Source organism: Rahnella aceris, assembly GCF_011684115.1.
Classification (GTDB): domain Bacteria; phylum Pseudomonadota; class Gammaproteobacteria; order Enterobacterales; family Enterobacteriaceae; genus Rahnella; species Rahnella aceris.
On record NZ_JAADJV010000001.1, the window covers coordinates 1,438,018 to 1,464,147 of the forward strand.

Consider the following 26,130-nt stretch of genomic DNA (forward strand, 5'->3'; position numbering starts at 1 on the left):
ACGGAGATTTGTTCATGCGGGGTGCAGTAATGGAGTCATGCTGCACCAGCTTTGAACAAACACAGTACGCTTCACATTAGTTTTTTCGATATGAAACGTCGACGAGTGCAAAGCAACCGTTTTTCATTTAAGCCAGTTGCCCGGAGTTAAGTCAAGGGTTTGCCACCGTAATTTTTAATTTTACTTTTATATATCAACACGATGGGAGTAGTTATGGTTACCAGGCGTCAATTTGTTACCGGTTTTTCCGCAATACCTGTGCTGTCCTACCTGAAATTTGATGCCGTGTTTGCTGCCACGCCGGCATCAATACTGGTCATGGCTATTCAGCTCGACATCATTACCAGCCTTGATCCGCATGAAAGCTTTGAGTCCGTGGGCAGTGAAATTACCGGTAATATGTATCAGCAACTGGTGAAACCTAAACTGGCCTCCCCTGATGAAATTGAAGGCGATCTGGCAGTGTCCTGGACGGCTTCTGACGACAAAAAAACCTTTACCTTCAAGCTGGATCCGAAAGCCAAATGGGCCGATGGCAAACCGGTTACTGCCGAAGACGCCGCTTTCTCCCTGCAACGCGTTGTGAAACTCGATAAGAGCCCGGCCTACATTATTAATCAGTTTGGTTACACCAAAGATAACGTCGAGAGCCTGATTACCGCGCCTGACGCCGAAACGCTGGTGATCAAAACCGCTGAACCGGCATCTGAATCCTTCCTGTTGTATTGCCTGACCGCCAACGTCGGCAGTATCGTGCAAAAATCCGCCTGTCTGGCGAATCAGACCGGTGACGATTTGGGTAATGCCTGGCTGAAGAAAAACAGTGCCGGTTCCGGTGCGTTCAAGTTGCGCGACTGGAAAGTCAGTGAATCCGTGATTCTGGAAAGCAACAAGAACAACCCGCACGCAGGCAAAATTCAGCGCATTATCATGCGCCATATTATCGACCCTTCCGCTCAGTTGCTGATGCTGCAAAAAGGCGATGTGGATATCGCCCGTAACCTGACCACCGAGCAGTTGCGTCCGCTGATCAACGACAAAAACTTCACGCTGGTACAAAAAGGTATCGCCGGCACCTTTATGTTGTCTGCCAATACCGCGCATCCGAATCTGGCTAAACCGCAGGTCTGGCAGGCGATCAAATGGGCTATCGATTACGAGAATATCCAGCAGCATATCGTGCCGCTGACCCACAAAATCCATCAGAGCTTCCTGCCTGAAGGTTTCCCGGCGGCAGTGAACACCATCATGTACAAACGTGATGTGGCAAAAGCCAAAGCCTTGCTGGCCGAAGCGGGTTTCCCGAATGGTTTTGAAATCACCTTAGATCACTACTCCGCTTCACCTTCTTCTGACATCGTGCAGGCATTGCAATCTAACCTCGCCGAAGTGGGGATTAAAGTGACGCTGCTGGCCGCGGAAAGCCGTCAGGTACTGACCAAAATGCGTGCTCGTCAGCAACAACTGGCGATGACCCAATGGGGCGCGGATTACTTTGACCCGAACTCTAACGCCGAAGCCTTCTGCAGCAATCCGGATAACACCGACGCCGCCAAGAGCCGTACGCTGGCATGGCGTTGTAGCTGGCAGGATAAGGAAATCTCAGATCTGAGCACCCAGGCGCTGAAAGAATCGGATCCGGCCACCCGTATCAAACTCTATGAAGAATTGCAGACCAAACATATGGAAAACAGCCCGTTTGCCATCATGCTGCAACCAACCATGACCGCCGCCTGCCGCAAAGTGATTTCCGGTGTGGTACTGACTGTAATGAGCACCAGCCCCTACGAGAAGGTTGTTAAAGCGTGAGCAAGAGACTCAAAGGATTTCTGAGTACCTGCATCAGCGTTTGTCTTACTTTGTTTGGTCTGTCGGTAGTGACTTTCTTTATCGGTCGCGTAATGCCGACGGACCCGGTTCTGGCTGCGGTTGGCGATAATGCCCCGCAGGCAGTGGTCGAACGGGTTCGTCATGAAATGGGGCTGGATCAGCCCCTCTGGTTGCAGTTTTTCCATTATCTCAGTCAGGTATTCCACGGTGATTTAGGGCGCTCTGCCCTGACCTCCAATCTGGTCACCACGGATATCGCCCGGTTTTTCCCCGCCACGCTGGAACTGGCCACGGCGGCGATCATTATCGCCGCCATTGTCGGTATTCCGCTGGGCGTCTGGGCCGCCACCCGTCAGGGAAGCTGGATTGATCAGACTATCCGCGTGGTATGTCTGGCCGGTCACTCGCTGCCGGTGTTTGTGCTGGCGCTGCTCAGCCTGCTGATTTTCTACTCTGCGCTGGGTATCGCGCCGGGGCCGGGACGTCAGGACATCATTTATCAGGACATGATCCCGCAGGTCACCGGCTTGCTTACCGTGGATTCTCTGCTGGCCGGTGACATGGGCGCATTTTGGGATGCCCTCGCCCATATGGTGCAGCCGGTGCTGATCCTTGCGTATTTCAGCATGGCTTATATCACCCGCATGACGCGTACTTTCATGCTCAACGCACTGGGCGGGGAATACGTGATCACCGCCCGTGCCAAGGGGCTCTCGGCGCAACGGGTTATCTGGAAACATGCCTTCCCCACCGTCGGTGTACAACTGATCACCGTGCTGGCATTGACGTACGCGGGCCTTCTCGAAGGCGCCGTGGTCACAGAAAACGTCTTCTCCTGGCCGGGTCTCGGACAATATCTCACCGTGTCGCTGATGAATGCGGATATGAATCCGGTGATCGGCTCAACATTGCTGATTGGCGCGATTTATGTGCTGCTCAACCTGCTGGCTGACCTTCTCTACCGACTATTGGATCCCCGTGTAAAATGAGCACTTTACCTGTCATACCTCAACCCCGCGCGGGCAGCCGCGCCTGGCTGCTGGCCGACACACCGCACACCCGCACGCAAGCCGTCTGGGGCCGTCGTTACCGCATCTGGCTCGGTCTGCGTAAAAACCCGCTGGCAGTAACCGGCCTGTTTACCGTGCTGATTGTGTTGCTGATTTCCCTTTGCGCGCCGTGGCTGACCAGCTACGACCCGGGCGCACAGGATCTGGCGCATCGTCTGGCAAAACCGTCTTCCCTGCACTGGCTGGGAACAGATGAACTGGGCCGTGATACCCTGAGCCGTATTCTTTATGGCGGACGTATCACGCTCGGAATGGTGATTATCGTGGTAGCGATTGTCGCCCCGCTCGGCCTGCTGATTGGCTGCGTGGCCGGTTATGCGGGCGGATTACTTGACCGTATTCTGATGCGCATCACCGACATTTTTCTGGCCTTCCCGCGTCTGATTCTGGCACTGGCCTTTGTGGCTGCACTGAAACCCGGCATCGAGAGCGCTATTCTGGCGATCGCCCTCACCGCCTGGCCGCCGTATGCCCGCCTTGCACGTGCAGAAACCATGCAGGTACGCGGCACGGATTATATTGCCGCCTGCCGTCTGACTGGCGCAACACCTGCCCGCATCGTGCTGCGCCATATCATGCCGCTGTGTGTGCCGAGCCTGGTGGTGCGTATCACGCTGGACATGAGTTCGATCATTATCACCGCTGCGAGTCTGGGCTTTTTAGGTATGGGCGCTCAACCGCCATCGCCGGAATGGGGGGCGATGATTGCCACTGCCCGCCGCTTCCTGTTCAGTGAATGGTGGGTACCGTTAATTCCGGCCATTGCCATTTTTGTGACCTCTCTGGCGTTTAACTTCCTCGGCGACGGGCTGCGTGACGTCCTCGATCCTAAGGAGCAATAATGCTGGTTGATATCAAAGATCTGCATATTACGTTTCAGACCAACAGCGGCAGTTTCGATGCCGTTCGCGGCGTATCGCTGTCATTGGGTAAGGAGAAATTTGGCATCGTAGGCGAAAGTGGTTCGGGTAAATCCCTGACAGCACGTTGCCTGATGAACCTTCTGCCTTCCAGCGCAAGGTGTCGCGCCGAAGCGCTGTCTTTCGACGGCATCGATTTGCGCAATGCCAGCGAGAAGCAAATGCGTCAGATCCGTGGCAAGCGGGTAGGTTTCATTTTGCAGGATCCGAAATACTCGCTCAATCCGGTGATGCCGATCGGTAAACAGGTGGCTGAAGCCTGGCAAACGCATAAAGGCGGCTCGAAAAAACAGGCCATGAATGCGGCAATTGAACTGCTGGATCAGGTGCGTATCCGTGAGCCGCATAAAGTGGCCGAGCGTTATGCCCATGAGGTATCCGGCGGCATGGGTCAGCGCGTAATGATTGCCATGATGCTGGCTCCTGATCCGGAACTGATGATTGCCGATGAACCGACCAGCGCCCTTGATGCCACTGTGCAGGCTGAGATTTTGCGTCTGCTCGATGACCTTGTATCCAGCCGCGGCATGGGGCTGATTCTGATCAGCCATGATTTGCCACTGGTATCGAAATTCTGTGACCGCGTGGCCGTCATGTACGCCGGGCGTATCGTCGAAACGTTACAAGCCGGTAATTTACTGAAAGCTCAACATCCTTACACCCGCGGGCTGCTGGAATGTCTGCCGTCGCTGAAACATCCTCGGGACAGACTGCCAGTGCTGGTGCGTGACGAAGCATGGAAAACCTCATGACAGCAGAACGCCCTCCTCTGGATAACAGCAAAATAATCCTCAATAACCTGCGCATCGCGTTCGGCGATACCGAAGTGGTGAAAGGCGTGAGTTTCAGTGTCGCGCCCGGTGAATGTTTCGGCATCGTGGGAGAAAGCGGCTCGGGCAAGTCCACCATTTTACGCGCACTGGCCGGGCTGAATCAGTCCTGGTCCGGCGGGATGGTGATTGGCGGCGAAGATCAGGTGCCGGTGCGCCAGAAACGCTTTTTCCGCCGCGTGCAGATGGTATTTCAGGATCCGTACGGCTCGCTGCATCCGCGCCAGACCATTGACCGCATTCTCAGCGAACCGCTGATTGTGCACGGTTTTCTGAATATCGAAAAACGTATCACTGATGCGCTGGCCGAAGTCGGCCTGCCGCAGACGGTGCGTTTTCGCTTCCCGCACCAGCTTTCCGGCGGTCAGCGTCAGCGGGTCGCAATCGCGCGGGCGATGATTTCAGAACCGGAAATTTTACTGCTCGATGAGCCGACCTCGGCGCTGGATGTCTCGGTGCAGGCGGAGATCCTCAACCTGCTAAGCGACCTGCGTGAACGCCGGAAACTGACTTATATTCTGGTCAGTCACAATCTGGCCGTCGTTACGCATCTTTGCACCAGCATTGGCGTAATGATTGGTGGTGAAATGGTCGAACTTCTGAGCGCAGACGATTTACGGATGGGCAACGTCAGCCATCCGCACACAGCCGAGTTACGATCGTTAAGTCTCAGTTTAGAGGAGCCCGGATAATCGTTCCTGCCGTGAACGTATTTGGGTTTCGCGGGCAGCCCGGGCTGCCCACTTTTTCACTGAAAGACAGTCAGGAGACGTTAATGACATCCACCGAACAGTCTGCATTACAGTGGCAGGCGGCTGAAGAAACAGCAAAATGCATAACTAAAAACTGGGATAAACCCGGAGAACCGGGCGGCGCGATCACCCTTTTTGACAGTAAAACTCTCCGCAGTTTCGCGACCGGAGGGCTGGCAAACCTCAGCATATCGACACCTTTCAGCATCGATTCTGTTGTCCGCTATGCCTCTGTCACAAAACATATTTTCGCCACACTGGCCTTGCTGAAAAGCGATGCCAGTCTTTCGGTGAGTGATACCCTTGGTCAGCATTTACCGCAACTGAAAGCGCCGATGTCACAAGTGACCCTCGGGCAGGCGCTGGACATGACCGCAGGCCTGCCGGACGTGCGGGAAACCCTTTCGCTGCTGGGGATTTCTGTTTACAACGTCAGCGAAGCCAGTGCCATTATGGAATTTCTGGCGCAGGACGGCGCTCTGAACTTCACAGCAGGGACTGAGATTTCCTACAGCAACACCGGTTACCGGCTGGTGGAAGAAATCCTCAAACAAAAAGGCATTTTGTTTGAGGATCTGCTGCAAAAGTATATCGCGCAGCCGCTGGATATCGCTTTCCATGCGCCGGAAACCTGGTTCGATATCGTCCAGGACCTGGTGCCCGGTTACTGGCAGGACTCCACCGGCTGGAAAACAGCCGTCGCAGGTTTGCATCTGTCAGCATCCGGTAGCCTGACCGGCAGCGTACGTTCGCTTTCAGTATGGCTGCAAAGCCTGCTTTCACAAAACGGACCGGGCGCGGGCGTACTGCAAACGCTGACAGAACAACGTTATCTGCAAGGCGACATTCCTTCCGCTTACGGGCTGGGCATCACCTCGACGAAAATCGGTGAACATACGGTTTACGGCCACGGCGGCTCCCATGCCGGTTATAAAACCTATTTCCTGCTTCATCCTGAGCTTGATGCAGGCATTGCGCTGGTCTCCAATCGCGAAGACACCACAGCGTTTACCCATGTGCTGGAAGTCATGTCGTCACTGTTAGCTGCGCCGCTCCCGGCGCGTAGCCATGCATTGCCGGATGGTGTATACGCCAGCGTTGCCGAGCCGTACTGGCTAAAAGTCAGCAACGGCACGGCCAGTTATCTCGGCGCTGCCGATAACCTCTATCAGGGCGCGGACGCCGACGAAGCCATCACCCTATCCGCGCACATGCCGATGCGTTTGCGTTGGGACGGCACCGCCATTCAGGGTGAAATCGGACACGCGCCGCGTTACTTTACCCCGGTGGAAACCAATGATTGCCTGAAAATGGTTCAGGGGCGCTGGTATCATCCCCAATCGAAAGCCGCCTTTGATATTGAGGGCGATCAGTTGCTGATGGGCGTCGGCACGCTGCGTGCCAGCGGCCAGTTAACATCGCTGGGTGCGGGGCGTTTGCTGGTGGAACTCCCTGACGGACCGTGGAAGAAAAACTTCTGTCTTTATTTCCAGGGCTACAACGTCCGGCTGATTTCCAACCGCAGCCGCGTGCTGAGTTTCCGTCGTGATGAATGCCGCAGCAGCTGGCATCCGTAAAAATAACCTGCGAAGCGTTGTCCTGCAAAACGCCGCCCCGGCCCACGTCTGGCGGCGTTTTTTTAAACTCCCTCACTGTAACAACACGTCAAACTGTGACGCACCTCAAATAAACCCTGTGTTTGTATCCATTAGGATGACAAACAAACCCATAGTATTTGTGTGGTCTATGAGAGACCACAGCAAACTAAAATGCCGACAGGGTAAAAATGAACCAATTTATTATTGCTGATTCTCAGGCTTGCATAGGTTGTCGCGCCTGTGAGGTCGCTTGCGTCTTGTCTCACAATGAACAATGTTATTCGTCGAAAGAACAGTTTACCCCGCGCATTCATGTCATCCGGCAAAACGATCGGCATAGCGCCGTGCTATGCCGTCAGTGCGAAGATGCCCCGTGTTTGCAGGTTTGCCCGACAAACGCATTCGTTCGTCGTAACGACAGCATTCAGTTGCTGGAAGAACGCTGTATCGGCTGTAAAACCTGCGCCGTGGCCTGTCCGTTTGGTGCCATTGATATCGTACGGCATGGGAGCTATCCGCTGACCGGCTTGCCCGCCGCGGCAACCGTGGTGCATAAATGTGATCTGTGCAATGACAGCCCGGACGGACAGGCATGCGTCAATACCTGCCCGACACAGGCACTGCATCTCATCACCGATCAGGTCATTGCTCAGAACCGTGCTGATAAACAATACCGCGCCGCCATGGGCCGGAATCCTCAGGTTTCACTGACCAGCAAATCAGCAGCCGTATTCGCCGCCGCCCTGTCACCACCGCGCCTCGATGCGGCAAAAGCCCCGCTAACCGAACGTAAAAGCACGTTTAATGAGATCTATGCGCGCTTTACACCGATGCAGGTTGAAGAACAGGCTGGCCGCTGTCTGCATTGCAGTGATCACCCTTTCTGCGCCTGGACCTGCCCGCTGCATAACGATATCCCACAATTACTGGCGCTGGCGAAACAGGGACACATTCTGGAAGCCGTAGAGCTTTCGCACCGCACCAGCAGCCTGCCGGAGATCTGTGGCCGCGTCTGCCCGCAGGACAGGCTTTGCGAAGGCGCCTGCACTTTTGATAAACAAGGCTCAGTGAGCATCGGCAATATTGAGCGCTATATTACCGATACCGCGCTGGCACAAGGCTGGAAACCCGATCTTTCAGAGGTTATTCCGCGTAATTATCGCGTAGCCGTGGTGGGTGCAGGCCCGGCCGGATTGGGCTGCGCTGACGTGCTGGCGCGGCATGGCGTAAAAGCCGTGGTCTTTGATCGTCACCCTGAAATCGGCGGCCTGCTGACCTTTGGTATTCCGGCGTTCAAGCTGGATAAAAACGTGCTGGTCAGACGCCGGGAAATCTTCACTGAAATGGGCATTGAGTTCCGGCTCAATACCGAAATCGGCGTCGACATTCAGGCGGAACAACTGCTGGAAGAGTTCGATGCAATATTCTTAGGTGTGGGTACGTATAAAGCGATGAAAGCCGGGCTGGAAAATGAAAACGCGCCGGGCGTTTACAGCGCCCTGCCGTTCCTGATTGCGAACGCCAAACATCTGATGAATCTGCCCGAACTGAAACATGAGCCTTATGTCAGCATGGCGGGAAAACGCGTGGTCGTGCTCGGCGGCGGCGATACGGCGATGGATTGTCTGCGCACGTCGCTGCGCCAGAATGCCAAAAGCGTGATTTGTGCGTATCGCCGCGATGAAATAAGCATGCCGGGCTCGAAGAAAGAAGTGAAAAACTCACGCGAGGAAGGGGCTGAGTTTATGTTTAACGTTCAGCCGGTGAGCATTGAGCTGAATAACCGGGGCGAAGTCTGCGGTATCCGCTTAGTCCGTACCGCCCCGGGAGAACCGGATGCCAGCGGCAGACGCAGACCCACACCGATTGCCGGTTCTGAATTCCTGCTCGAAGCGGAAGCGGTCATTATGGCATTTGGCTTTCTGCCGCATGCTATGCCGTGGCTGGATGAACTGTCGGTGAGGCACGACGAACAGGGATTGTTACAGGCCCCGCATCACAGCCGCTTCCCGTATCAGACCAGTCACCCGCAGATATTTGCAGGCGGCGATGCGGTGCGGGGCGCCGACCTGGTGGTGACAGCTATGTCGGACGGACGACAGGCAGCAAACAGCATTATTGCATCGCTGGATTTCCGTACACCGGCTCTCAGACCGGCGGCCCATTAGCCCTCCCGTTTCTTTGCGCTGTCGGCAAAATACAAACCTCCCTTTTCGGGAGGTTTTTTGTTAACAGGATCACATTTAATTAATATAAACGGATCATCTGGTTCGTAACAGCACAAAATGTTCAGTCCTTATCCAACAAGGCCTGCAGGCCCGCTTTGCTCATAATATCCGCACAAAATCTCCCGGGAATTAATTTCCCAGCGCAACCGTCACTTTTGCTGTTTTGTTAATTGAATTAACATCCGCGAAACAAAAACCAATAACGCCTTTGTTCGTGTGGCATTAAGAAACACACCAGAGTGTTCCCCCCGTTAACGTTATTGTTTTTAATTCTATTGATTTAAAACACTTATTTAAAAAATCTTATTCGAAAAATACGTCAAGTCATGTTTTGCTACTGCTACAAGGGATGAGTCTATGTCTGTTAAAAAAACCACCACACAGGCTTTACTGTGTGCCACCACGCTTTTCTTCTCCGCCACTTCCGCTTTCGCCGCCGGACATCCTCCGCTGGATAACGCGCAGGCAGCCAAAGTCATCGACAGTGTGAAATCCACTCTTGCAGAACAACACAGCACCGGTTGCGTCGCGGTAGTTGATGCATCTGGTTCATTACTGGCCTTCCAGCGCCTTGACGGTTCTCCGGCCGGTTGTGTTGATGCGTCCATCGGCAAAGCGCGCACTTCCGCGCTCTACCACACTCCTTCGCTGAAATTCATGCAACGCCTGCAGGGTGGCGAAACCACCGTATTGGCGATCCCAAATGCCGTGCCGCTGGGTGGTGGATTCCCGCTGACGATTAACGGTGAAGTGGTGGGCGCAGTCGGTGTCAGCACACCGAAGCAGGACATCGATAATCAGTCATCAGAAAAAGCAGCCAGCGTCCTGAAATAACAGGCACTTTCAATTACTCCTTCTTGTTGACGGCCACGCCCATGGCCGTTTTATACGGAACATTTACGGACTTTCAGCATGATCAATCTCTCTCGTCGCCGGTGGATACTCGGCACTGCGGGCGTCATGGTTGCGGGTATCGGTAGCCAGATGCTGGGCGGTGGCGTATTTGCTACCCTCGCCCATGCCGCGCCACCGCTGGCTTCAGCTGTGACAATGCCAGACAGTTTTATGGCACTTTCTAAACAGCTGACCGGCATGGACAGGCTCGAACCGCACCTCGCTCAGGCACTTTACAGCTGGCTGCATCAGTCGCAGAACAACGCGCAGCTCGACTCACAACTCGATACCCTTTCAGCACTGATCACCGCACACCGCGGCGTGGTGGGTGATGATTTACATCAGCTTCTTGCACAGCAACCGGCAGAGCTGGCGCAGTTGTATCAGCAACTGGTCAGTGGCTGGTATCTCGGTGTGGTCGGTCAACCCGGCAGTCAGAAATGTATCGGATTTGAAAATATCGTCAGCTATCAGTTGCTGAAAAATAACCTGCTGCCGCCGAGTTATGCGCCGGGTGAACCGAATTTCTGGGTCAACAAGCCTGCTGCACTGCAACAAAATTCCACGGAGGTGATTGCTCATGGCTGATGCACTGAATGCAGATGTCGTTGTTATTGGTGCCGGTATCGCCGGTTCGCTGGCTGCGCTGAAAATGGTCAAAGCCGGCGTTTCCGTGCTGATGCTCGATTCCGGGCCAGTGATCAAACGAGACGAAGCGGTAGAACTGTTCCGTCAGTCACCGCTCAAAGGCGACTTTACCGAACCCTATCCGCCGAAACCCTGGGCACCGCAACCGAAATTCCAGCCGAAAGATAACAATTATCTGATCCAGAAAGGCCCGGACCTCTACGCTGCTCAGTATCTGCGCGGTGTCGGTGGCACAACCTGGCACTGGGCGGGACAGGCGTTTCGCCTGCTGCCAAATGATATGAAAATCAAAACGCTGTATGGCGTGGGTCGTGACTGGCCAATCAGTTATGAAGATCTGGAGCCGTATTACACCGAAGCCGAAATTCAGATGGGCGTTTCCGGTGACGACGCGCTGGATTCACCGCGTTCACAACCCTATCCGCTGCCGGGTATTCCGCTGCCCTACGGTTTTGACCGCATCAGCAAACGCATTGCCAAACTCGGTTACGTATTAGGTATCGGCCCGCAGGCGCGTAACAGTATTCCTTATGACGGTCGTCCTGCCTGCTGCGGCAACAATAACTGTATGCCTGTTTGCCCGATTGATGCGCAGTATCACGGCGGTATTTCGGCGCGCAAAGCCATCGAAGCCGGTGTGCGCGTGATTGCCAACGCCGTGGTGTACAACATCGAAGCCAGTGACAGCGGCGAGATCGTGGCTGTGCACTATCTGGATGCTGACAAAGTGGCCCATAAAGTCACCGGTAAACGCTTCGTGCTGACCGCCAACGGCATCGAAAGCCCGAAACTGTTGCTGATGTCCACCAGCGATAAATACCCGAATGGTATCGCCAACAGCTCCGGCATGGTGGGTCGAAATCTGATGGATCACCCCGGCACCTCTGTTGAGTTTTACGCCGACGAGCCAGTGTATTTCGGCCGCGGCCCGATGCGCCCGGGCAGTATCAATAATCTGCGTGATGGTGATTTCCGTCGCGATCGCTCTGCGTTACGTATCGACGTCGCCAATACCTCGCCGGTGCGCTATCTGACTGAACGTCTGGTGCGTCAGGGTTATTACGGTAAAGCGCTGAACGACAAACTGACCTATCAGTCCGAGCGTTTTATTCAGCTGAAATGCCTGCTGGAAATGCTGCCGGAACCGGAAAACCGTGTGGTGTTGAGCAAAACCGAGAAAGACGAATGGGGTATTCCGCGCCTCGAAGTGCATTACAAATTCCCGGACTACGTTCACCGCGGTTATGACCAGTCGATGCTTGATTTTCAGAAAATCGTCAAAGAAATGGGCGGCACCGAAGTGGTGTACAGCAAGCGTGGGGTGTACGACAACAACCAGCATATTACCGGCACCATGATCATGGGCAGCGACCCGAAAGATTCCGTGGTGGATGGTGATTGCCGTACGCATGACCACCCGAACCTGTTCATCGCCGGGACCGGCATTATGCCCTCTGCTTCAACGGTGAACTCCACGCTGTCGGGAACTGCGCTGGCATTGCGTATGGCTGATACGGTGCTGAAAAGCCTGGCCTGATTGATTTTCTGAGGACTGAGTAATGAAAATGAAATTCATGCTGGCGTTGCTGCCGTTAATGGTCGCGGCTAACGCCGCCCGGGCTGATGACACAGCGGGCAACGCAGATTTAATTAAGCGCGGTGAATATCTGGCGACAGCCGGTGACTGTACCGCCTGCCATACTGCGCCGGGGGCGGATAAAACGGCAAAATTCGGCGGCGGTTATCCGCTGGCGTCGCCTTTCGGGGTGATTTACGGCACCAATATTTCTTCTGACAAACAGTTTGGTATTGGCAACTGGACGGACGATGAATTCGTGCGCGCGGTACGTGACGGTGTCGGCAAAGACGGACAACAGTTGTATCCCGCTATGCCTTACGACTCCTTCACCAAAATGAAACGTGAAGATGTTTTAGCGATCAAAGCTTATCTGATGTCGCTGCCAGCGGTACATTCCGCTGGCCCGCAGACGGATTTGTCCTTCCCTTTCAACCAGCGCTGGGGCATGCGCGTGTGGAAGCTGTTTAACTTCGACAAAGGTGAGCTGAAAAACGATCCGTCCAAATCAGCGGACTGGAACCGTGGGGCTTATCTGGTGGAAGCGCTGGAACACTGCGGCACCTGCCATACGCCGCGCACGCTGACCATGGGCATGGACACCGACAAAGCGTTTTCCGGTGGCGATTTAGGCTCATGGGTAGCTTTCAACATCACGCCGGATAAAAATGCCGGGATCGGCAACTGGTCGCAGCAGGATCTGGTGACTTACCTGAAAACAGGTTTTGTTGCCGGTAAGGCGTCAGCGTCAGGGGCGATGTCAGAAGCCATTGAGCACAGTCTGCAGCATCTTTCAGACAGTGACCTGAACGCGATTGCCACCTATATCCGTTCCGTCCCGGCAATCGGAGATGACAAGCAAACCAAACCGCGAGATGCATGGGGTGAGCAGAATCAGGATATTTACCCACTGCGCGCCGAAGGCCAGACAATCGACCAGTCAGCCGCCGCCCTGTTTAATGCCAGCTGCGCAGCCTGTCACGGCAAAGGCGGTGAAGGCAGCGGCGAGGGATTCCATGCCTATCCGTCACTGTTCAGCCATACCAGCACCGGTTCTTACGACAGCCGCAATCAGGTTTCGATCATCCTCAACGGCGTCCAGCGCCACATGGATAAAGGCGAAATCATGATGCCGTCGTTTGCCAGTCAGCTCGATGATGACCAGATTGCGACGCTGAGTCATTACGTCAGCACACAGTTTGGCAATCCGGCGGGAGCCACGGTCACCGCGAAAGATGTGGCGAAGATGCGTAAAGCCGCTGACCTGCCCTATCCGCCGAAAATTGAAGATGGCACGCAAAAATAATTCACGACGGTGAAAGCTAAACAAAAGGAGCCGCACAAGGCTCCTTTTAATTGTGAGAAGGTTAAAGATTTTGATATACCAATAATATTACCACTGTCCAAATATTCGACTGAATGAGACTTATTCGTACGGCAGAGCAATAAATAAAAATATGATAGAAAATAAAAAAAAGCGCTGATACATCAGGCTATCAGCGCCAAAAACTTCATTATTTATACTACTGCATCCAGACGTTCCTGAACTTAATAAGCATAGTCTACATTTTAATAATTTGTATGCCTCATTTTCATTATCCTGATCAATTTAATTATTTAGCCCTGTCAACATGTCATTACGCGGAAAACTCAAAAAACGAATACAAATAATTTACGCAAATCATAAAAACCTAAAAATAATATGATGAAACCAGAATAAAGCAGAGGGAAATTATAATAAAACGAGGAATAACAACGTCATTTAACATTAGCCTGCTAGTCACAACATCAATACATCCCTGTGATCTGGCGCACTATTTTGAATAGTACCCGATAACGCCGTGAAAATTAAAGTACATATAAATCAAACTATTGAGTTTGATTTGTGATAATTAATGAATTTCGACCTAAGGTAAATTATTTTTTTACCGATAAATATTTCAGCTACAATGCACCCACACCAGGGAATGCTAAAATAATATAAGAAAACATATGGATATGTTAAATAAGGATTTTATTATGTTAACCAAACTGACTTTCAGAAATCTTTCAAAAAGAATGTATGGCGTTCCAGATTTATCGTATTGATTATTATCATCACTGGTGTGTCACTTTGCTGTATTCAGGTTGAGTTCATTTTGTCTACTGTCACCCGGCGACACTTTTATAAATTTAACCACGCATGAAGGTTTATAATGACGGAAGTAAATGTTTACGGACAAGAATTGGGTCAATCACTCCCCGACTGGCAGCCACGCTCGCTCCCGCAAAAAGTTATACTTAGGGGGAAATATTGTCTGCTTGAGCCGATTGATCTCAAACATAGCCGGGATTTATTTGACGCCTGGCACAGTATCGATGACGAACGTGACTGGACATACTTTCATATTAAACGCCCCATCACGATCAGACAGTGCGATCACTATATCGCCTCACTTTCCGCAAGCAAAGATCCGCTTTTTTACGCGGTGATTAATTTGTCCACGGGTAAGGCCACGGGCTTTCTCGCGTTGCAACGAATGGACCCTGATAACGGATCTGTAGAAATTGGCTGGGTTAACTGGTCACCACTTATGAAACGGACCTTGTGCAGCACAGAAGCCATATTTCTTTTACTCTCTTACACCCTGGAAACACTCCAGTATCGCCGGTGCGGTTGGAAATGTGACAGCCTGCATCAGGCCGCCATCAGTGCGGCTGAAAGACTTGGATTTACCTATGAAGGTACGCTCAGACGGACACAAGTCTCGAAGGGGCATAGCCGTGACATCCGCTGGTACTCCATTATTGACGAGGAGTGGGATGGGATCCGTCGGGCCATGGAAAGTTGGTTAAGCCCTTCCAACCTTGATGACCGAGGAAAGCAAAAGTATCCGCTGGCAGAGTTTATGCCTCACCCGTAGCAGGTAAATGGGGAGAGACCAAAACCAATCCTGATGCAGACTATAGCCTTCGTCTGCATCGGGCGTTTTTCGTGTAGATCCGCTGATTCATCAACAGCCTATCCGGTTGCCGGGATTATTTTTAACTACATCATTACCGTATGTCCGGCACAGATAAATGCATCCTCCCGGGCTTTTTCAGGCTGATTTCGGGTATTAAGTTAAATACAGATGATGAATGCCATAATTATATTCACGCATGAAATATCTGGCGGCACATCACATGGCGAACAATTACACTATAAGGGCGGCAACACGCCTTTGTGTAAGCAAGGCTTGATTTATGTCTACGCGTAGTGGCCCTGAAAGGCGTAGGCTACCGTTTTTCCGGTGAAGGAATACCGGGTTAATATCCATTCTTCTGTCAGGTGATTTACATCCTATGAATACTTCAGGAAGACGCCATATCAGGCCTTTCAGCGCACTGATAGACGCCTGTTTTCGTGAAAAATATACGCTTCAACGCTTACTCAAAGATGCCATTGCTGGCGTCACCGTGGGGATCATCGCCATCCCGCTGGCCATGGCGCTGGCCATTGGCAGCGGTGTACCGCCGCAATACGGGCTGTATACGTCGGCCATTGCCGGGATTGTCATCGCTGTTTTCGGAGGATCACGTTTCAGTGTTTCCGGCCCGACGGCGGCGTTTGTTGTCATTCTCTATCCAGTCTCACAACAGTTCGGTTTGTCCGGTTTATTGCTGGCTACGCTGATGTCTGGTTTTATGCTCCTCTTCATGGGGCTGGCGCGATTTGGCCGGTTGATCGAATACATACCGCTGCCTGTCACGCTCGGCTTTACGTCCGGTATTGCGATCACCATTGGCACCATGCAATTTAAAGATTTCTTTGGCCTGACGATGGCAACGGTGCCGGAACATTATCTGAGTAAAGTTGCGGCGCTGGTCATGGCGCTGCCAACGCTGGATATCGGCGATGCCGCGATAGGGATCGTGACGCTCGGTATATTAATCCTCTGGCCAAAACTGGGATTGCGCGTGCCCGGCCATCTTCCGGCTCTGCTGGCGGGTTGCGCGGTGATGGCCATTTTCATGCAGGCAGGACACCCTGTCGCCACCATAGGTTCACGCTTTCACTTCCTGCTGCCTGACGGTTCGCAGGGCAACGGCATTCCGCCTATTTTGCCGCAATTCGCCCTGCCGTGGACTCAATCCGATGGCAGCGGACTGAGCTGGTCTCTGGTGCAGGCGCTGCTGCCTGCTGCGTTTTCCATGGCAATGCTGGGCGCGATTGAATCCCTGCTCTGCGCCGTGGTGCTCGATGGCATGACCGGCAAAAAACACCATTCGGATAACGAACTGATCGGTCAGGGTATCGGCAACATGGTCAGCCCTTTCTTTGGCGGCATCACCGCTACAGCGGCGATTGCGCGCTCTGCGGCTAACGTTCGCGCCGGTGCAACATCTCCGGTCTCGGCCATTATTCACTCGCTGCTGGTGATCCTCGCCCTGCTCATTCTCGCACCGTTGCTTTCATGGCTGCCCCTGGCGGCGATGGCGGCGTTATTGCTGATGGTGGCGTGGAATATGAGCGAAGCGCATAAAGTGGTGGATTTACTGCGCCGTGCACCGAAAGACGACATTCTGGTGATGCTGACCTGCATGAGCCTGACGGTACTGTTCGACATGGTGATTGCGATTACCGCAGGTATCGTGATGGCGTCGCTGCTGTTTATGCGCCGTATCGCCAAACTCACCCGCCTGACGGAAGTGATGGCCGACATACCGGAAGATACGCTGGTGCTGCGTATCAATGGCCCGCTGTTCTTTGCTGCGGCGGAACGTATCTTCAGTGAATTGCAGGTGCGCAGCGAAGGCAAGAAAGTGATCATTCTGGTATGGGATCGCGTTGCCGTACTCGATGCCGGTGGCGTCAGTGCATTACGCAACTTCATCAATACCTTGCCGGAAGGCACAGAACTGCGAATCGCTGAGATCCCTTTCCAGCCGCTGAAAACCCTGGCCCGCGCCAGAATGCAGCCGGTGGAAGGCAAACTGAGTTTCCACAGTTCTTTGCACGACGCGTTATAAACCTGCGCGGTAAACGGAAAAGGCGACCCGGAGGTCGCCTTTGTTTTATCTGAATAGGTCAGATTACTTGCTGGTATCGAGCGCCGGGAAGCTTTTCACCAGATCGTCGATGGCTTTCATCTGAACCAGGAACGGTTCCAGTTTATCAAGCGGCAAGGCTGACGGACCGTCGCATTTCGCGTGAGCAGGATCTTCGTGCGCTTCGATAAACAGACCGGCGATACCTACCGCCATACCGGCACGAGCCAGTTCAGCAACCTGAGCACGACGACCGCCAGAAGCAGCGCCGAAAGGATCACGGGTTTGCAGTGCGTGAGTCACGTCGAAAATCACCGGATGACCGCCCGTAGCATTGATCATCACATTCATGCCCAGCATGTCGACAACCAGATTGTCATAACCGAAGTTACTGCCGCGATCGCACAGAATCACCTGATCGTTGCCGCCTTCTTTAAATTTGTCGACGATGTTGCCCATCTGACCGGGGCTGACGAACTGTGGTTTTTTCACGTTAATTACTGCGCCGGTTTTCGCCATGGCTTCAACCAGATCGGTCTGACGCGCCAGGAATGCAGGTAACTGGATCACATCAACCACTTCAGATACAGGCTGCGCCTGCCAGGATTCATGCACATCGGTGATGATTTTCACGCCAAATGCTTTTTTCAGCTCCTGGAAAATTTTCATACCTTCATCCAGGCCCGGACCACGGTAGGAATGAATAGATGAGCGGTTGGCTTTATCGAAAGACGCCTTGAACACGTAAGGAATGCCGAGTTTCTGCGTCACAGTGACGTAATGCTCGCACACACGCATCGCCATATCGCGCGATTCCAGTACATTCATCCCGCCGAACAATACAAACGGCAGATCGTTGGCGACTTTGATGTCCTGAATGCTAACCACTTTATGTTTCATGCTTTGGCCTTTTTAGTGATAAATCTTTCACCCGAAAATAACATAACTCATTGTTCTGTCATAACTTTGCGGATGTGACGTAAGGTAAGTATAAATTAGTGCAACGTAACTTGTTTGTGCTCAATCGAATGGATCTGCACTTTAATCACTTCTGAAATCGGGTCTTCCGGACACTGCTCAACAAAATAATTGAGATCAGAAATCGCCACATGGTCGCATTCCAGCTGAGCATAAATCAGCCCGCGATCGCGGATTTCATAGGGGTCTTCCGGGTCAAACTGCAATACCGTTTCACTGGCGCGCAGAGCCAGTTCGAACTGTTTTTCTTCCATCAGCGCGGCTTTCAGCGTATCAAGCATTTTGCGGACGATCAGCGTGTTTTCCGCTTCTTCCAGATCGTCATCTTCTATTTCCGCCATTACGCCCAGATTGCCTTTCAGCCATACGCTGAGCATATGCTCATTGAGCGTATCGCCGTTGATCGGATTAAGCAGCCACATTTCTTCGTCGAGCCAGTCAGCACGCAAGATAAGCTGAGTGGGGAAAATCACCGGCATCAGCGGCAAACTCAGTTCATGAGCAATGTGCAGAAAAATCACCCCCAGTGAAACCGGTGTGCCCTGACGCGAAGACAGCACTTTGTCGATCCAGATAGCATCAGACAGACGATAAACGCCGCCAGCGCCCCCAAAACCCCAGGTGCGGTAAAACAGTTCAATCAACACTTCGAGCTGCTGATCCTGATCAAGCTCTTCAGGAACGACACGGCGGGCTTCATCGACCAGTGACTGTAACTGGTGGCGAACGTCGTCCGCATTGAAATCGAAACGCACGGCTTCCGTTACTTTGATCACCCCGGTACTGAGCCGGGCGGTGTTAAATTCAAAATCAGCAAGGGTACTCATAGTTATCCCATTAGCAGCGGTATTTTCGTCAGCGCCAGTTTAAGAATCAGATACAGGCAAGCGAGCGCCAGAATAAAGGCCAGCCAGCGGATGTTCTGACTGACTGGTCGCTTGCTCAGGGCCACAAAACCCAGCGCGATATAGATAATAACGCCAAAAATCTTTTCGGTCAGCCAGGTTCCCTGAGGGCTGAACGGATAAAAGTGTGTGATGAAGATAAGCGAAATACCACTTAATAACAGCACTGTATCCACAATATGGGGAACAGTCTTCACCCAGCGTTTCTGCATCATAGCAGAACCTGCCCATTTCCAAAAAAATCGTAAAACAAACAATGCAATACTCAGGGTTATAGTGAGCAGATGCAGATTCTTGATCCAGACATATACCATTGTCCGTTTCCTTTGAAATTTAAATTCTAACCAATTGATTTTCTTCTGATCCGTGTAGCGGCTCCCACTGCCCGAGGCTGACACGATCGTTATCGCCATAATCTTTTACCGTCGCGATATGCTGATAACCGGCATCGCGCAATAACGCCTGCACGTCAGTCGCCTGCTGCCAGCCATGTTCGAGCAGTAACCAGCCGCCTTTGTGAAGATACGCGGGTGCCGCCTGAATAATATGCGCCAGATCAGCCAGACCGGCATTTTCTGCCACCAGCGCGCTGGCGGGCTCAAAACGTACATCACCCTTCGCCAGGTGCGGATCGGCGGCATCGATATACGGCGGATTACTGGCTATCAGCGCGAAACGTTCACCGGCTACCGGTGAAAACCAACTGCCCGGCAAAAATCGCGCATTCAGGATATTCAGCTTTTGCGCGTTGTGTTGGGCGAGGCGTACAGCATCCGGTTGCAGATCGACACCGGTAACCTTGCAATCCGGGCGTTCACTGGCCAGCGCCAGTGCAATCGCACCAGTTCCTGTGCCGAGATCCAGTATGCTGACGGGTTGAGAAGGCAGACGGATCAACGCCTGTTCCACCAGGCATTCGGTATCAGGACGGGGAATTAATGTCGCGGGAGAAACAGACAGTGGCAGCGACCAGAATTCTCGCTCGCCGGTCAGATAGGCAACGGGTTCGCCCTGCTCACGTCGCGCAAGCAGAATTTCCAGTTGTTGAAGTTGTCCGGCTGTCAGCAGCGTTTCGCCAAAAGCCATAATAAAAGTTCTTGCCCGGCCGGTCACAAAACCAAGCAAGATTTCAGCATCCCGCTTCGGGCTTTCACCCGCAGCAAGACGGCGGGTGGCATCACGCAGCCAGGACTGAAAATCCATCAGTCCTGCTCAGATAGCGCGGCGAGTTGATCGGCCTGATATTCCTGCACGATCGGCTGGATCAGACTGTCCAGTTTACCTTCCATCACTTCATCCAGACGGTAAATCGTCAGGTTGATGCGGTGATCGGTAACACGCCCCTGCGGGAAGTTGTAGGTACGGTTGCGATCAGAACGGTCGCCACTGCCGAGCAGGTTACGGCGCGTCGAGGCTTCTTCTGCCTGACGTTTTGCCACTTCCGCAGCACGGATACGCGCGCCCAGCACGGACATCGCTTTGGCTTTGTTTTTGTGCTGTGAACGTTCATCCTGACATTCCACCACGATACCGGTTGGAATGTGGGTAATTCGAATCGCGGAATCCGTGGTGTTAACGTGCTGTCCGCCAGCGCCGGATGAGCGGAAAGTATCAATGCGCAAATCGCCAGCGTTGATTTCCGGCAGCTCGGCTTCCGGAATTTCCGGCATCACGGCAACGGTACAGGCGGAGGTATGAATACGCCCCTGAGATTCGGTTTCCGGTACACGCTGAACGCGGTGGCCGCCTGACTCAAATTTGAACTGGCCGTAAGCGCCCTCACCACTGATTTTGGCGATCACTTCTTTATAACCGCCGTGTTCGCCTTCGCTGGCGCTCACGATCTCTACACGCCAGCGACGCATTTCGGCGTAGCGGCTGTACATACGGAATAAGTCACCGGCGAAAATAGCCGCCTCATCACCGCCGGTTCCTGCACGAATTTCCAGGAAACAACCGCGTTCATCGTCCGGATCTTTTGGCAGTAACAGAACCTGTAATTTTTCTTCGAGTTCTTCGATATTGGCTTTGCACTCTTTGATCTCATCCTGCGCCATTTCGCGCATCTCAGGATCGTCGAGCATCATCTCAGCGGTTTCTAAATCTTCCTGTGCCTGACGCCAGGCCAGAAAACATTCAGAAACAGCCGTTAACTGTGAATATTCGCGGGAAAGACTGCGGAATTTATCCTGATCGGCAATGACGCCGGCATCGCCAAGCATCGCCTGCACTTCTTCGTGGCGCTCTTGTAACGCTTCCAGTTTGGCAACAATAGAAGGCTTCATGCGTGGTGTTTAACCCTGTGAGAAAAGGAGAACTATTGCTGACCCAGCCCGAGGCTGTCGCGTAAAATTTGCAAACGCTCCACATCACCGTCGCTGGCTGCCTGTTGCAGAGAACGGGTTGGTGCGTGAATAAGGCGGTTTGTCAATTTGTGGGCTAATTCATGGATCACCGCTTCGACGTCAGCGCCCTGCGCAATGGCGGCAAGAGCTTTTGCTTGTGCGTCGGCGCGAATAATATCAGCACGCGAGCGATAATCACGAATAATTTCAACGGCTCCCTGCGAACGCAGCCAGGCCATGAAGTTTGAACTCTCCTGCTCAACGATAGTTTCAGCCTGAATGGCCGCCGCTTTGCGTTGTGCAAGATTGTTTTGAATGATGCTGTGCAGGTCATCGACGCTGTACAGATAGGCGTTCGCCAGTTTGCCGACTTCCGGTTCGATATCACGCGGAACGGCAATATCCACCATCAGCATCGGCTGGTTACGGCGGGCTTTTAACGCGCGCTCGACCATGCCTTTACCAATAATCGGCAGCGGGCTGGCGGTAGAACTGATAATAATGTCCGCTTCAGCGAGGCGGGAATCGATATCCTGCAGACTGATCACTTCTGCGTTCACTTCCGTCGCCAGCACCTGCGCACGTTCACGCGTACGGTTGGCAATCATCATGTGGCGGACATTATGCTGATGCAGATGACGCGCCACCAGTTCGATGGTTTCACCCGCACCGACCAGCAAAACGGTTAGCTCAGAAAGGGATTCGAAAATCTGGCGTGCCAGAGTACAGGCCGCAAACGCAACAGAAACGGCGCTGGCGCCAATATCAGTTTCAGTACGCACACGCTTGGCCACGGAGAACGATTTCTGGAACAGACGCTCCAGTTCACCGGAAACCGCCCGTCCGTTTTGCGATTCGGCGAAGGCTTTTTTAACCTGCCCCAAAATCTGCGGCTCGCCTAACACCAGTGAATCCAGTCCACTTGCCACGCGCATCAGATGGCTGACGGCTTCATTATCATGATGCCAGTACAGGCTTTTGCGCACTTCATCTTCACTCAGATGATGGTAATCGCATAACCACTTAACCAGTTGCTCCTGCAGGTTTTCCTGTTGCTCAACGCTCAGATACAGCTCAGTGCGGTTGCAGGTAGACAACACGACACCGCCCTGCACCAGCGGTTGCTGGAGCAGACTGGAGAGCGCCTGATCGAGAGTCTCGGGTGAAAATGTTACCCGTTCACGCAGAGACACCGGGGCAGTTTTGTGGTTGATACCTAATGCAAGCAGGGTCATAGGGAGAGCGATTATCGGCTTATACTTTATAATAGTATGGGTTTACGTCTGTTGGGCATTCTACAAGATGCGCGAGATCAATAAAAGGCGAACAGCATCTTCGGTTAAATCCTTTTACACATCAGCATTGTCCCAAAACCTTTCAATCGCCGATCATCTGCACAGGGTTGAGATCACCCCTCGCGCGGGCTGTGCTAAACTGACGCACGCCACATTTGCCCTGGCATCCCATTTCGCCAAAGCACAAAGGATTTTATCTGTTATGCCAATGCGTAAAGCACACTTTGTTCGCCTTCTTCCTCTTGCAAGCTTAGTCCTTGCCGCCTGTTCGATTAACGCGCCGAAAGGCCCGGCGACCAGCCCGACTTCACCGCAGTGGCGTGAACACGAAGCTCAGGTTAAACAGCTCGAGCATTATCAGACCCGCGGTTCTTTCGCTTATCTTTCCGATAAACAGAAAGTCTATGCCCGCTTCTTCTGGCAACAATATTCCCCTGACAGCTACCGTTTATTGCTGACCAATCCGCTTGGCAGCACGGAAATGGAATTAAAAGTGCAAAGCGGTATTGCGCAGTTGACCAACAATGAAGGCAAGCATTACACCAGTGATAATCCGGATGACATGATCCAGAAACTGACCGGCATGTCGATTCCGTTGGCTAATCTGCGTTTGTGGATGCTCGGTTTGCCGGGTGACGGCACCGATTTCACCCTCGACAGTCAGTACCGCCTGTCACAAGTTAAGTTCACGCAGAACGGAAAACCAGGCACCGTGGTGTATCAGAGCTATGACGAGGATGCCAAACCGTCCCTGCCGCAGCGTCTGGAAATGACCCAGGGAGAACAGCGTATCAAGCTGAAAATGGATAACTGGACGCTAAACTGAGATGACGCAGCAATGGTGGCCTTCTCCGGCTAAACTCAATTTGTTCCTTTATATCACCGGCCAGCGCCCGAATGGCTACCATGATCTGCAGACACTGTTTCAGTTTGTGGATTACGGTGACAGCCTGAGTTTTAAAGTCCGCGACGACGGCGATATCGTGCTGACCACGCCAGTTGAAGGCGTTGCAGATGACGAGAATCTGGTGGTACGCGCCGCCCGTCTTCTGCAACAGCACGCGGGCACGTCTCAGGGGGCAGACATTACCTTGCAAAAACGAATTCCAATGGGCGGCGGTCTGGGCGGCGGTTCTTCCAACGCCGCCACTGTGCTGGTGGCACTGAATGCGATATGGAATTGCGGCCTTTCTGATACCGAACTGGCTCAGATGGGTGTGACGCTGGGCGCGGATGTGCCGGTCTTTGTGATGGGCCATGCTGCCTTTGCTGAAGGGATTGGCGAGATTTTGCAGCCGGTCGAACCGGTGGAAAAATGGTATCTGATCGCCCATCCGGGTGTCAGCATTGCGACGCCGGTGATTTTCAGCGATCCGCAACTGACCAGAAATACACCAAAACGCACTGTAAATGTGCTTTTAGACACGCCTTACGCAAATGATTGCGAACCGATTGCGAGAAAACGTTTTTACGAGGTTGAACAGCTACTTTCTTGGCTGTTAGAATACGCGCCGTCGCGACTGACCGGAACGGGTGCCTGTGTGTTTGCGGAATTCGACACCGAGTCTGCCGCCCGTCAGGTTTTAGACAAAACACCATCGTGGAGTCGGAGTTTTGTCGCACAAGGTGTTAATATCTCGCCGTTGCACCGTTTTCGTGACGTCTGGTTGAGAACTGCGGGCAAAGCGTAGAGAGTCACGGTAGTTTTGTGTCTGTTCTTTGCCAGCCAATTATTCAACAGATTTAAGTAGTAAGATTTAGAAGTATCGTGAGCATAATGCTTTGGTACCGCTCACCGCCCGGTGGTGCCAAAAGCCAATGTCTTCCCTGGACGCAAGCCTGAGGTTCTTCTCGTGCCTGATATGAAGCTTTTTGCTGGTAACGCCACCCCGGAACTAGCACAACGTATTGCCAACCGTTTATACACCAGCCTTGGTGACGCCGCCGTCAGTCGTTTCAGCGACGGTGAAGTAAGCGTGCAAATTAACGAAAATGTACGTGGCGGAGATATTTTCATTATCCAGTCCACCTGCGCGCCTACTAACGATAACCTGATGGAACTGGTCGTAATGGTTGATGCCTTACGCCGCGCCTCCGCTGGTCGTATCACAGCCGTTATTCCTTACTTCGGCTATGCACGTCAGGATCGCCGGGTTCGTTCTGCCCGTGTGCCTATCACCGCTAAAGTTGTTGCTGACTTCCTGTCCAGCGTCGGTGTTGACCGTGTTCTGACTGTAGACCTGCATGCAGAGCAGATTCAGGGCTTCTTCGATGTCCCGGTAGACAACGTGTTCGGCAGCCCTATTCTGCTTGAAGACATGTTGCAACAGAACCTGGAAAACCCGATTGTGGTTTCTCCGGATATCGGCGGTGTTGTTCGTGCCCGTGCTGTGGCAAAACTGCTGAACGATACCGATATGGCTATCATTGATAAACGTCGTCCACGCGCAAACGTTTCTCAGGTGATGCATATCATCGGTGACGTCGCTGGTCGTGACTGCGTACTGGTTGATGACATGATCGATACCGGCGGCACGCTGTGTAAAGCTGCCGAAGCACTGAAAGAACGCGGTGCTAAACGCGTATTCGCGTATGCCACCCACCCGATTTTCTCCGGCAATGCAGTGGAAAACATCAAAAACTCCGTCATCGACGAAGTGATTGTCTGTGACACCATCCCGCTCTCCGCTGAAATCCGTGCACTGAAAAAAGTGCGTACCCTGACCCTGTCAGGCATGCTGGCTGAGGCTATCCGCCGCATCAGCAATGAAGAATCCATTTCTGCGATGTTCGAGCATTAATCATTATGCCCCTGTTTTCAGGGGCATTTTGTTTTGACAGAACCTGAAATGCAAAAACCGTTATCGTGTGAGCGACAACGGTTTTTTTATTACCAAAGAAGCCAGATTACAGCCTGATAAACTCAGGAATGACGGTGTGACTTACCGTTCGTGCAGCGGGAATCAAAGTGACGAACCCACCAGTACCTGTCTGCAACACGCTCCTGTCCACCGACTCTGGCTCCCGCCAGCCATAAAATGGCGCCGACGAAGATGCTACCAATTGCGCCATGCGCTAAAAATTGTGGTAACCCCAGTTCAGGCATCTGATTCAGGATGGAATAACCAACACCACCGACCATTGTGAGCAAACCGAGTCCCATCAGGCCATTGCCGATTATTCTTGCGGTTTTACGTTTCATAAGTCACCTCCAGTTGTCGATAGTCTTAGCATCACTGCTGTCTTGTCTT

23 protein-coding genes are annotated in these 26,130 nt (G+C 52.8%); 16 read left to right on the forward strand and 7 right to left on the reverse strand.

Annotated elements, in window-relative coordinates:
* Window positions 1–213: 213 nt before the first annotated feature.
* The 13 genes from GW591_RS06435 to dauA all read left to right on the forward strand — a co-directional run bounded on the left by GW591_RS06435 (window position 214) and on the right by dauA (window position 17,338).
* Window positions 214–1,809 carry an ABC transporter substrate-binding protein gene (locus GW591_RS06435; RefSeq protein WP_013575570.1) on the forward strand — a complete coding sequence of 532 codons (1,596 nt, stop codon included), beginning with the start codon at window positions 214–216 and terminating at the stop codon, window positions 1,807–1,809.
* Complete coding sequence (locus tag GW591_RS06440) at window positions 1,806–2,819, forward strand: ABC transporter permease (RefSeq protein ID WP_013575571.1); 1,014 nt, start codon at window positions 1,806–1,808, stop codon at window positions 2,817–2,819. Before GW591_RS06435 ends, GW591_RS06440 begins: the two co-directional genes overlap by 4 nt.
* Window positions 2,816–3,742 (forward strand): ABC transporter permease, encoded by a 927-nt coding sequence (locus tag GW591_RS06445; RefSeq protein ID WP_013575572.1) that lies wholly within the window; start codon window positions 2,816–2,818, stop codon window positions 3,740–3,742. Before GW591_RS06440 ends, GW591_RS06445 begins: the two co-directional genes overlap by 4 nt.
* Complete coding sequence (locus GW591_RS06450) at window positions 3,742–4,572, forward strand: ABC transporter ATP-binding protein (protein WP_131637695.1); 831 nt, start codon at window positions 3,742–3,744, stop codon at window positions 4,570–4,572. The genes GW591_RS06445 and GW591_RS06450 overlap by 1 nt, the downstream gene beginning before the upstream one ends.
* Complete coding sequence (locus GW591_RS06455) at window positions 4,569–5,342, forward strand: ABC transporter ATP-binding protein (RefSeq protein ID WP_166860329.1); 774 nt, start codon at window positions 4,569–4,571, stop codon at window positions 5,340–5,342. The genes GW591_RS06450 and GW591_RS06455 overlap by 4 nt, the downstream gene beginning before the upstream one ends.
* Before the next feature lie 83 nt (window positions 5,343–5,425).
* On the forward strand, window positions 5,426–6,979 hold the full coding sequence (locus tag GW591_RS06460) for a serine hydrolase domain-containing protein (RefSeq protein ID WP_166860331.1): 1,554 nt from the start codon (window positions 5,426–5,428) through the stop codon (window positions 6,977–6,979).
* Between the two features lie 209 nt (window positions 6,980–7,188).
* Window positions 7,189–9,168 carry a formate-dependent uric acid utilization protein AegA gene (gene aegA / locus GW591_RS06465; RefSeq protein WP_166860333.1) on the forward strand — a complete coding sequence of 660 codons (1,980 nt, stop codon included), beginning with the start codon at window positions 7,189–7,191 and terminating at the stop codon, window positions 9,166–9,168.
* A 417-nt stretch (window positions 9,169–9,585) separates the two neighbouring features.
* Window positions 9,586–10,062 carry a GlcG/HbpS family heme-binding protein gene (locus GW591_RS06470; RefSeq protein ID WP_013575577.1) on the forward strand — a complete coding sequence of 159 codons (477 nt, stop codon included), beginning with the start codon at window positions 9,586–9,588 and terminating at the stop codon, window positions 10,060–10,062.
* A 78-nt stretch (window positions 10,063–10,140) separates the two neighbouring features.
* On the forward strand, window positions 10,141–10,710 hold the full coding sequence (locus tag GW591_RS06475) for a sugar dehydrogenase complex small subunit (protein WP_119261658.1): 570 nt from the start codon (window positions 10,141–10,143) through the stop codon (window positions 10,708–10,710).
* On the forward strand, window positions 10,703–12,307 hold the full coding sequence (locus GW591_RS06480) for a GMC family oxidoreductase (RefSeq protein WP_013575579.1): 1,605 nt from the start codon (window positions 10,703–10,705) through the stop codon (window positions 12,305–12,307). The genes GW591_RS06475 and GW591_RS06480 overlap by 8 nt, the downstream gene beginning before the upstream one ends.
* Window positions 12,308–12,329: 22 nt before the next feature.
* Window positions 12,330–13,652, forward strand: a complete 1,323-nt coding sequence (locus tag GW591_RS06485) for a c-type cytochrome (RefSeq protein WP_166860335.1) — start codon at window positions 12,330–12,332, stop codon at window positions 13,650–13,652.
* Window positions 13,653–14,541: 889 nt separating this feature from the next.
* Complete coding sequence (locus GW591_RS06490) at window positions 14,542–15,249, forward strand: GNAT family N-acetyltransferase (RefSeq protein WP_013575581.1); 708 nt, start codon at window positions 14,542–14,544, stop codon at window positions 15,247–15,249.
* 421 nt (window positions 15,250–15,670) lie between these two features.
* Complete coding sequence (gene dauA / locus GW591_RS06495) at window positions 15,671–17,338, forward strand: C4-dicarboxylic acid transporter DauA (RefSeq protein ID WP_037034063.1); 1,668 nt, start codon at window positions 15,671–15,673, stop codon at window positions 17,336–17,338.
* A gap of 63 nt (window positions 17,339–17,401) precedes the next feature.
* Here dauA and kdsA read toward each other — a convergent pair whose 3' ends face one another.
* The 6 genes from kdsA to hemA all read right to left on the reverse strand — a co-directional run bounded on the left by kdsA (window position 17,402) and on the right by hemA (window position 22,819).
* The gene (gene kdsA / locus GW591_RS06500) at window positions 17,402–18,256 is read right to left on the reverse strand and encodes a 3-deoxy-8-phosphooctulonate synthase (RefSeq protein WP_015689950.1); all 855 of its coding nucleotides are present in this window, start codon (window positions 18,254–18,256) and stop codon (window positions 17,402–17,404) included.
* A gap of 95 nt (window positions 18,257–18,351) precedes the next feature.
* On the reverse strand, window positions 18,352–19,161 hold the full coding sequence (sirB1, locus tag GW591_RS06505; protein WP_013575584.1) for an invasion regulator SirB1: 810 nt from the start codon (window positions 19,159–19,161) through the stop codon (window positions 18,352–18,354).
* Between the two features lie 2 nt (window positions 19,162–19,163).
* On the reverse strand, window positions 19,164–19,553 hold the full coding sequence (locus tag GW591_RS06510; protein WP_013575585.1) for a SirB2 family protein: 390 nt from the start codon (window positions 19,551–19,553) through the stop codon (window positions 19,164–19,166).
* A gap of 19 nt (window positions 19,554–19,572) precedes the next feature.
* Window positions 19,573–20,442: a peptide chain release factor N(5)-glutamine methyltransferase gene (prmC, locus tag GW591_RS06515; protein WP_013575586.1), complete on the reverse strand. Its 870-nt coding sequence runs from the start codon at window positions 20,440–20,442 to the stop codon at window positions 19,573–19,575.
* Window positions 20,442–21,524 (reverse strand): peptide chain release factor 1, encoded by a 1,083-nt coding sequence (gene prfA, locus GW591_RS06520; protein ID WP_013575587.1) that lies wholly within the window; start codon window positions 21,522–21,524, stop codon window positions 20,442–20,444. Before prfA ends, prmC begins: the two co-directional genes overlap by 1 nt.
* A gap of 32 nt (window positions 21,525–21,556) precedes the next feature.
* Window positions 21,557–22,819 (reverse strand): glutamyl-tRNA reductase, encoded by a 1,263-nt coding sequence (hemA, locus tag GW591_RS06525; protein ID WP_013575588.1) that lies wholly within the window; start codon window positions 22,817–22,819, stop codon window positions 21,557–21,559.
* A 262-nt stretch (window positions 22,820–23,081) separates the two neighbouring features.
* Here hemA and lolB point away from each other — a divergent pair, with 262 nt between their 5' ends.
* From lolB to prs, 3 genes are all read left to right on the forward strand, one after another.
* Window positions 23,082–23,705 carry a lipoprotein insertase outer membrane protein LolB gene (gene lolB / locus GW591_RS06530; protein ID WP_013575589.1) on the forward strand — a complete coding sequence of 208 codons (624 nt, stop codon included), beginning with the start codon at window positions 23,082–23,084 and terminating at the stop codon, window positions 23,703–23,705.
* Window position 23,706: 1 nt separating this feature from the next.
* Entirely contained in the window at window positions 23,707–24,570 is an 864-nt protein-coding gene (gene ispE / locus GW591_RS06535) for a 4-(cytidine 5'-diphospho)-2-C-methyl-D-erythritol kinase (protein ID WP_166860337.1), read from the forward strand.
* Window positions 24,571–24,732: 162 nt separating this feature from the next.
* Window positions 24,733–25,680 carry a ribose-phosphate diphosphokinase gene (prs, locus tag GW591_RS06540; protein WP_013575591.1) on the forward strand — a complete coding sequence of 316 codons (948 nt, stop codon included), beginning with the start codon at window positions 24,733–24,735 and terminating at the stop codon, window positions 25,678–25,680.
* A 122-nt stretch (window positions 25,681–25,802) separates the two neighbouring features.
* Here the strand turns inward: prs and ychH are convergent, their stop codons facing one another.
* Entirely contained in the window at window positions 25,803–26,081 is a 279-nt protein-coding gene (gene ychH / locus GW591_RS06545; protein ID WP_013575592.1) for a stress-induced protein YchH, read from the reverse strand.
* Between the last annotated feature and the right edge of the window lie 49 nt (window positions 26,082–26,130).

What these genes read in the sequence shown, in the direction of transcription:
- hemA (WP_013575588.1), bottom strand. Translation starts at nt 22,819, where the DNA reads ATGACCCTGCTTGCATTAGGTATCAACCACAAAACTGCCCCGGTGTCT.
- GW591_RS06490 (WP_013575581.1), top strand. Translation starts at nt 14,542, where the DNA reads ATGACGGAAGTAAATGTTTACGGACAAGAATTGGGTCAATCACTCCCC.
- prfA (WP_013575587.1), bottom strand. Translation starts at nt 21,524, where the DNA reads ATGAAGCCTTCTATTGTTGCCAAACTGGAAGCGTTACAAGAGCGCCAC.
- lolB (WP_013575589.1), top strand. Translation starts at nt 23,082, where the DNA reads ATGCCAATGCGTAAAGCACACTTTGTTCGCCTTCTTCCTCTTGCAAGC.
- GW591_RS06510 (WP_013575585.1), bottom strand. Translation starts at nt 19,553, where the DNA reads ATGGTATATGTCTGGATCAAGAATCTGCATCTGCTCACTATAACCCTG.
- ychH (WP_013575592.1), bottom strand. Translation starts at nt 26,081, where the DNA reads ATGAAACGTAAAACCGCAAGAATAATCGGCAATGGCCTGATGGGACTC.
- aegA (WP_166860333.1), top strand. Translation starts at nt 7,189, where the DNA reads ATGAACCAATTTATTATTGCTGATTCTCAGGCTTGCATAGGTTGTCGC.
- GW591_RS06455 (WP_166860329.1), top strand. Translation starts at nt 4,569, where the DNA reads ATGACAGCAGAACGCCCTCCTCTGGATAACAGCAAAATAATCCTCAAT.
- GW591_RS06460 (WP_166860331.1), top strand. Translation starts at nt 5,426, where the DNA reads ATGACATCCACCGAACAGTCTGCATTACAGTGGCAGGCGGCTGAAGAA.
- sirB1 (WP_013575584.1), bottom strand. Translation starts at nt 19,161, where the DNA reads ATGAGTACCCTTGCTGATTTTGAATTTAACACCGCCCGGCTCAGTACC.
- ispE (WP_166860337.1), top strand. Translation starts at nt 23,707, where the DNA reads ATGACGCAGCAATGGTGGCCTTCTCCGGCTAAACTCAATTTGTTCCTT.
- GW591_RS06450 (WP_131637695.1), top strand. Translation starts at nt 3,742, where the DNA reads ATGCTGGTTGATATCAAAGATCTGCATATTACGTTTCAGACCAACAGC.
- GW591_RS06475 (WP_119261658.1), top strand. Translation starts at nt 10,141, where the DNA reads ATGATCAATCTCTCTCGTCGCCGGTGGATACTCGGCACTGCGGGCGTC.
- GW591_RS06445 (WP_013575572.1), top strand. Translation starts at nt 2,816, where the DNA reads ATGAGCACTTTACCTGTCATACCTCAACCCCGCGCGGGCAGCCGCGCC.
- prmC (WP_013575586.1), bottom strand. Translation starts at nt 20,442, where the DNA reads ATGGATTTTCAGTCCTGGCTGCGTGATGCCACCCGCCGTCTTGCTGCG.
- GW591_RS06480 (WP_013575579.1), top strand. Translation starts at nt 10,703, where the DNA reads ATGGCTGATGCACTGAATGCAGATGTCGTTGTTATTGGTGCCGGTATC.
- kdsA (WP_015689950.1), bottom strand. Translation starts at nt 18,256, where the DNA reads ATGAAACATAAAGTGGTTAGCATTCAGGACATCAAAGTCGCCAACGAT.
- GW591_RS06485 (WP_166860335.1), top strand. Translation starts at nt 12,330, where the DNA reads ATGAAAATGAAATTCATGCTGGCGTTGCTGCCGTTAATGGTCGCGGCT.
- GW591_RS06435 (WP_013575570.1), top strand. Translation starts at nt 214, where the DNA reads ATGGTTACCAGGCGTCAATTTGTTACCGGTTTTTCCGCAATACCTGTG.
- dauA (WP_037034063.1), top strand. Translation starts at nt 15,671, where the DNA reads ATGAATACTTCAGGAAGACGCCATATCAGGCCTTTCAGCGCACTGATA.
- GW591_RS06470 (WP_013575577.1), top strand. Translation starts at nt 9,586, where the DNA reads ATGTCTGTTAAAAAAACCACCACACAGGCTTTACTGTGTGCCACCACG.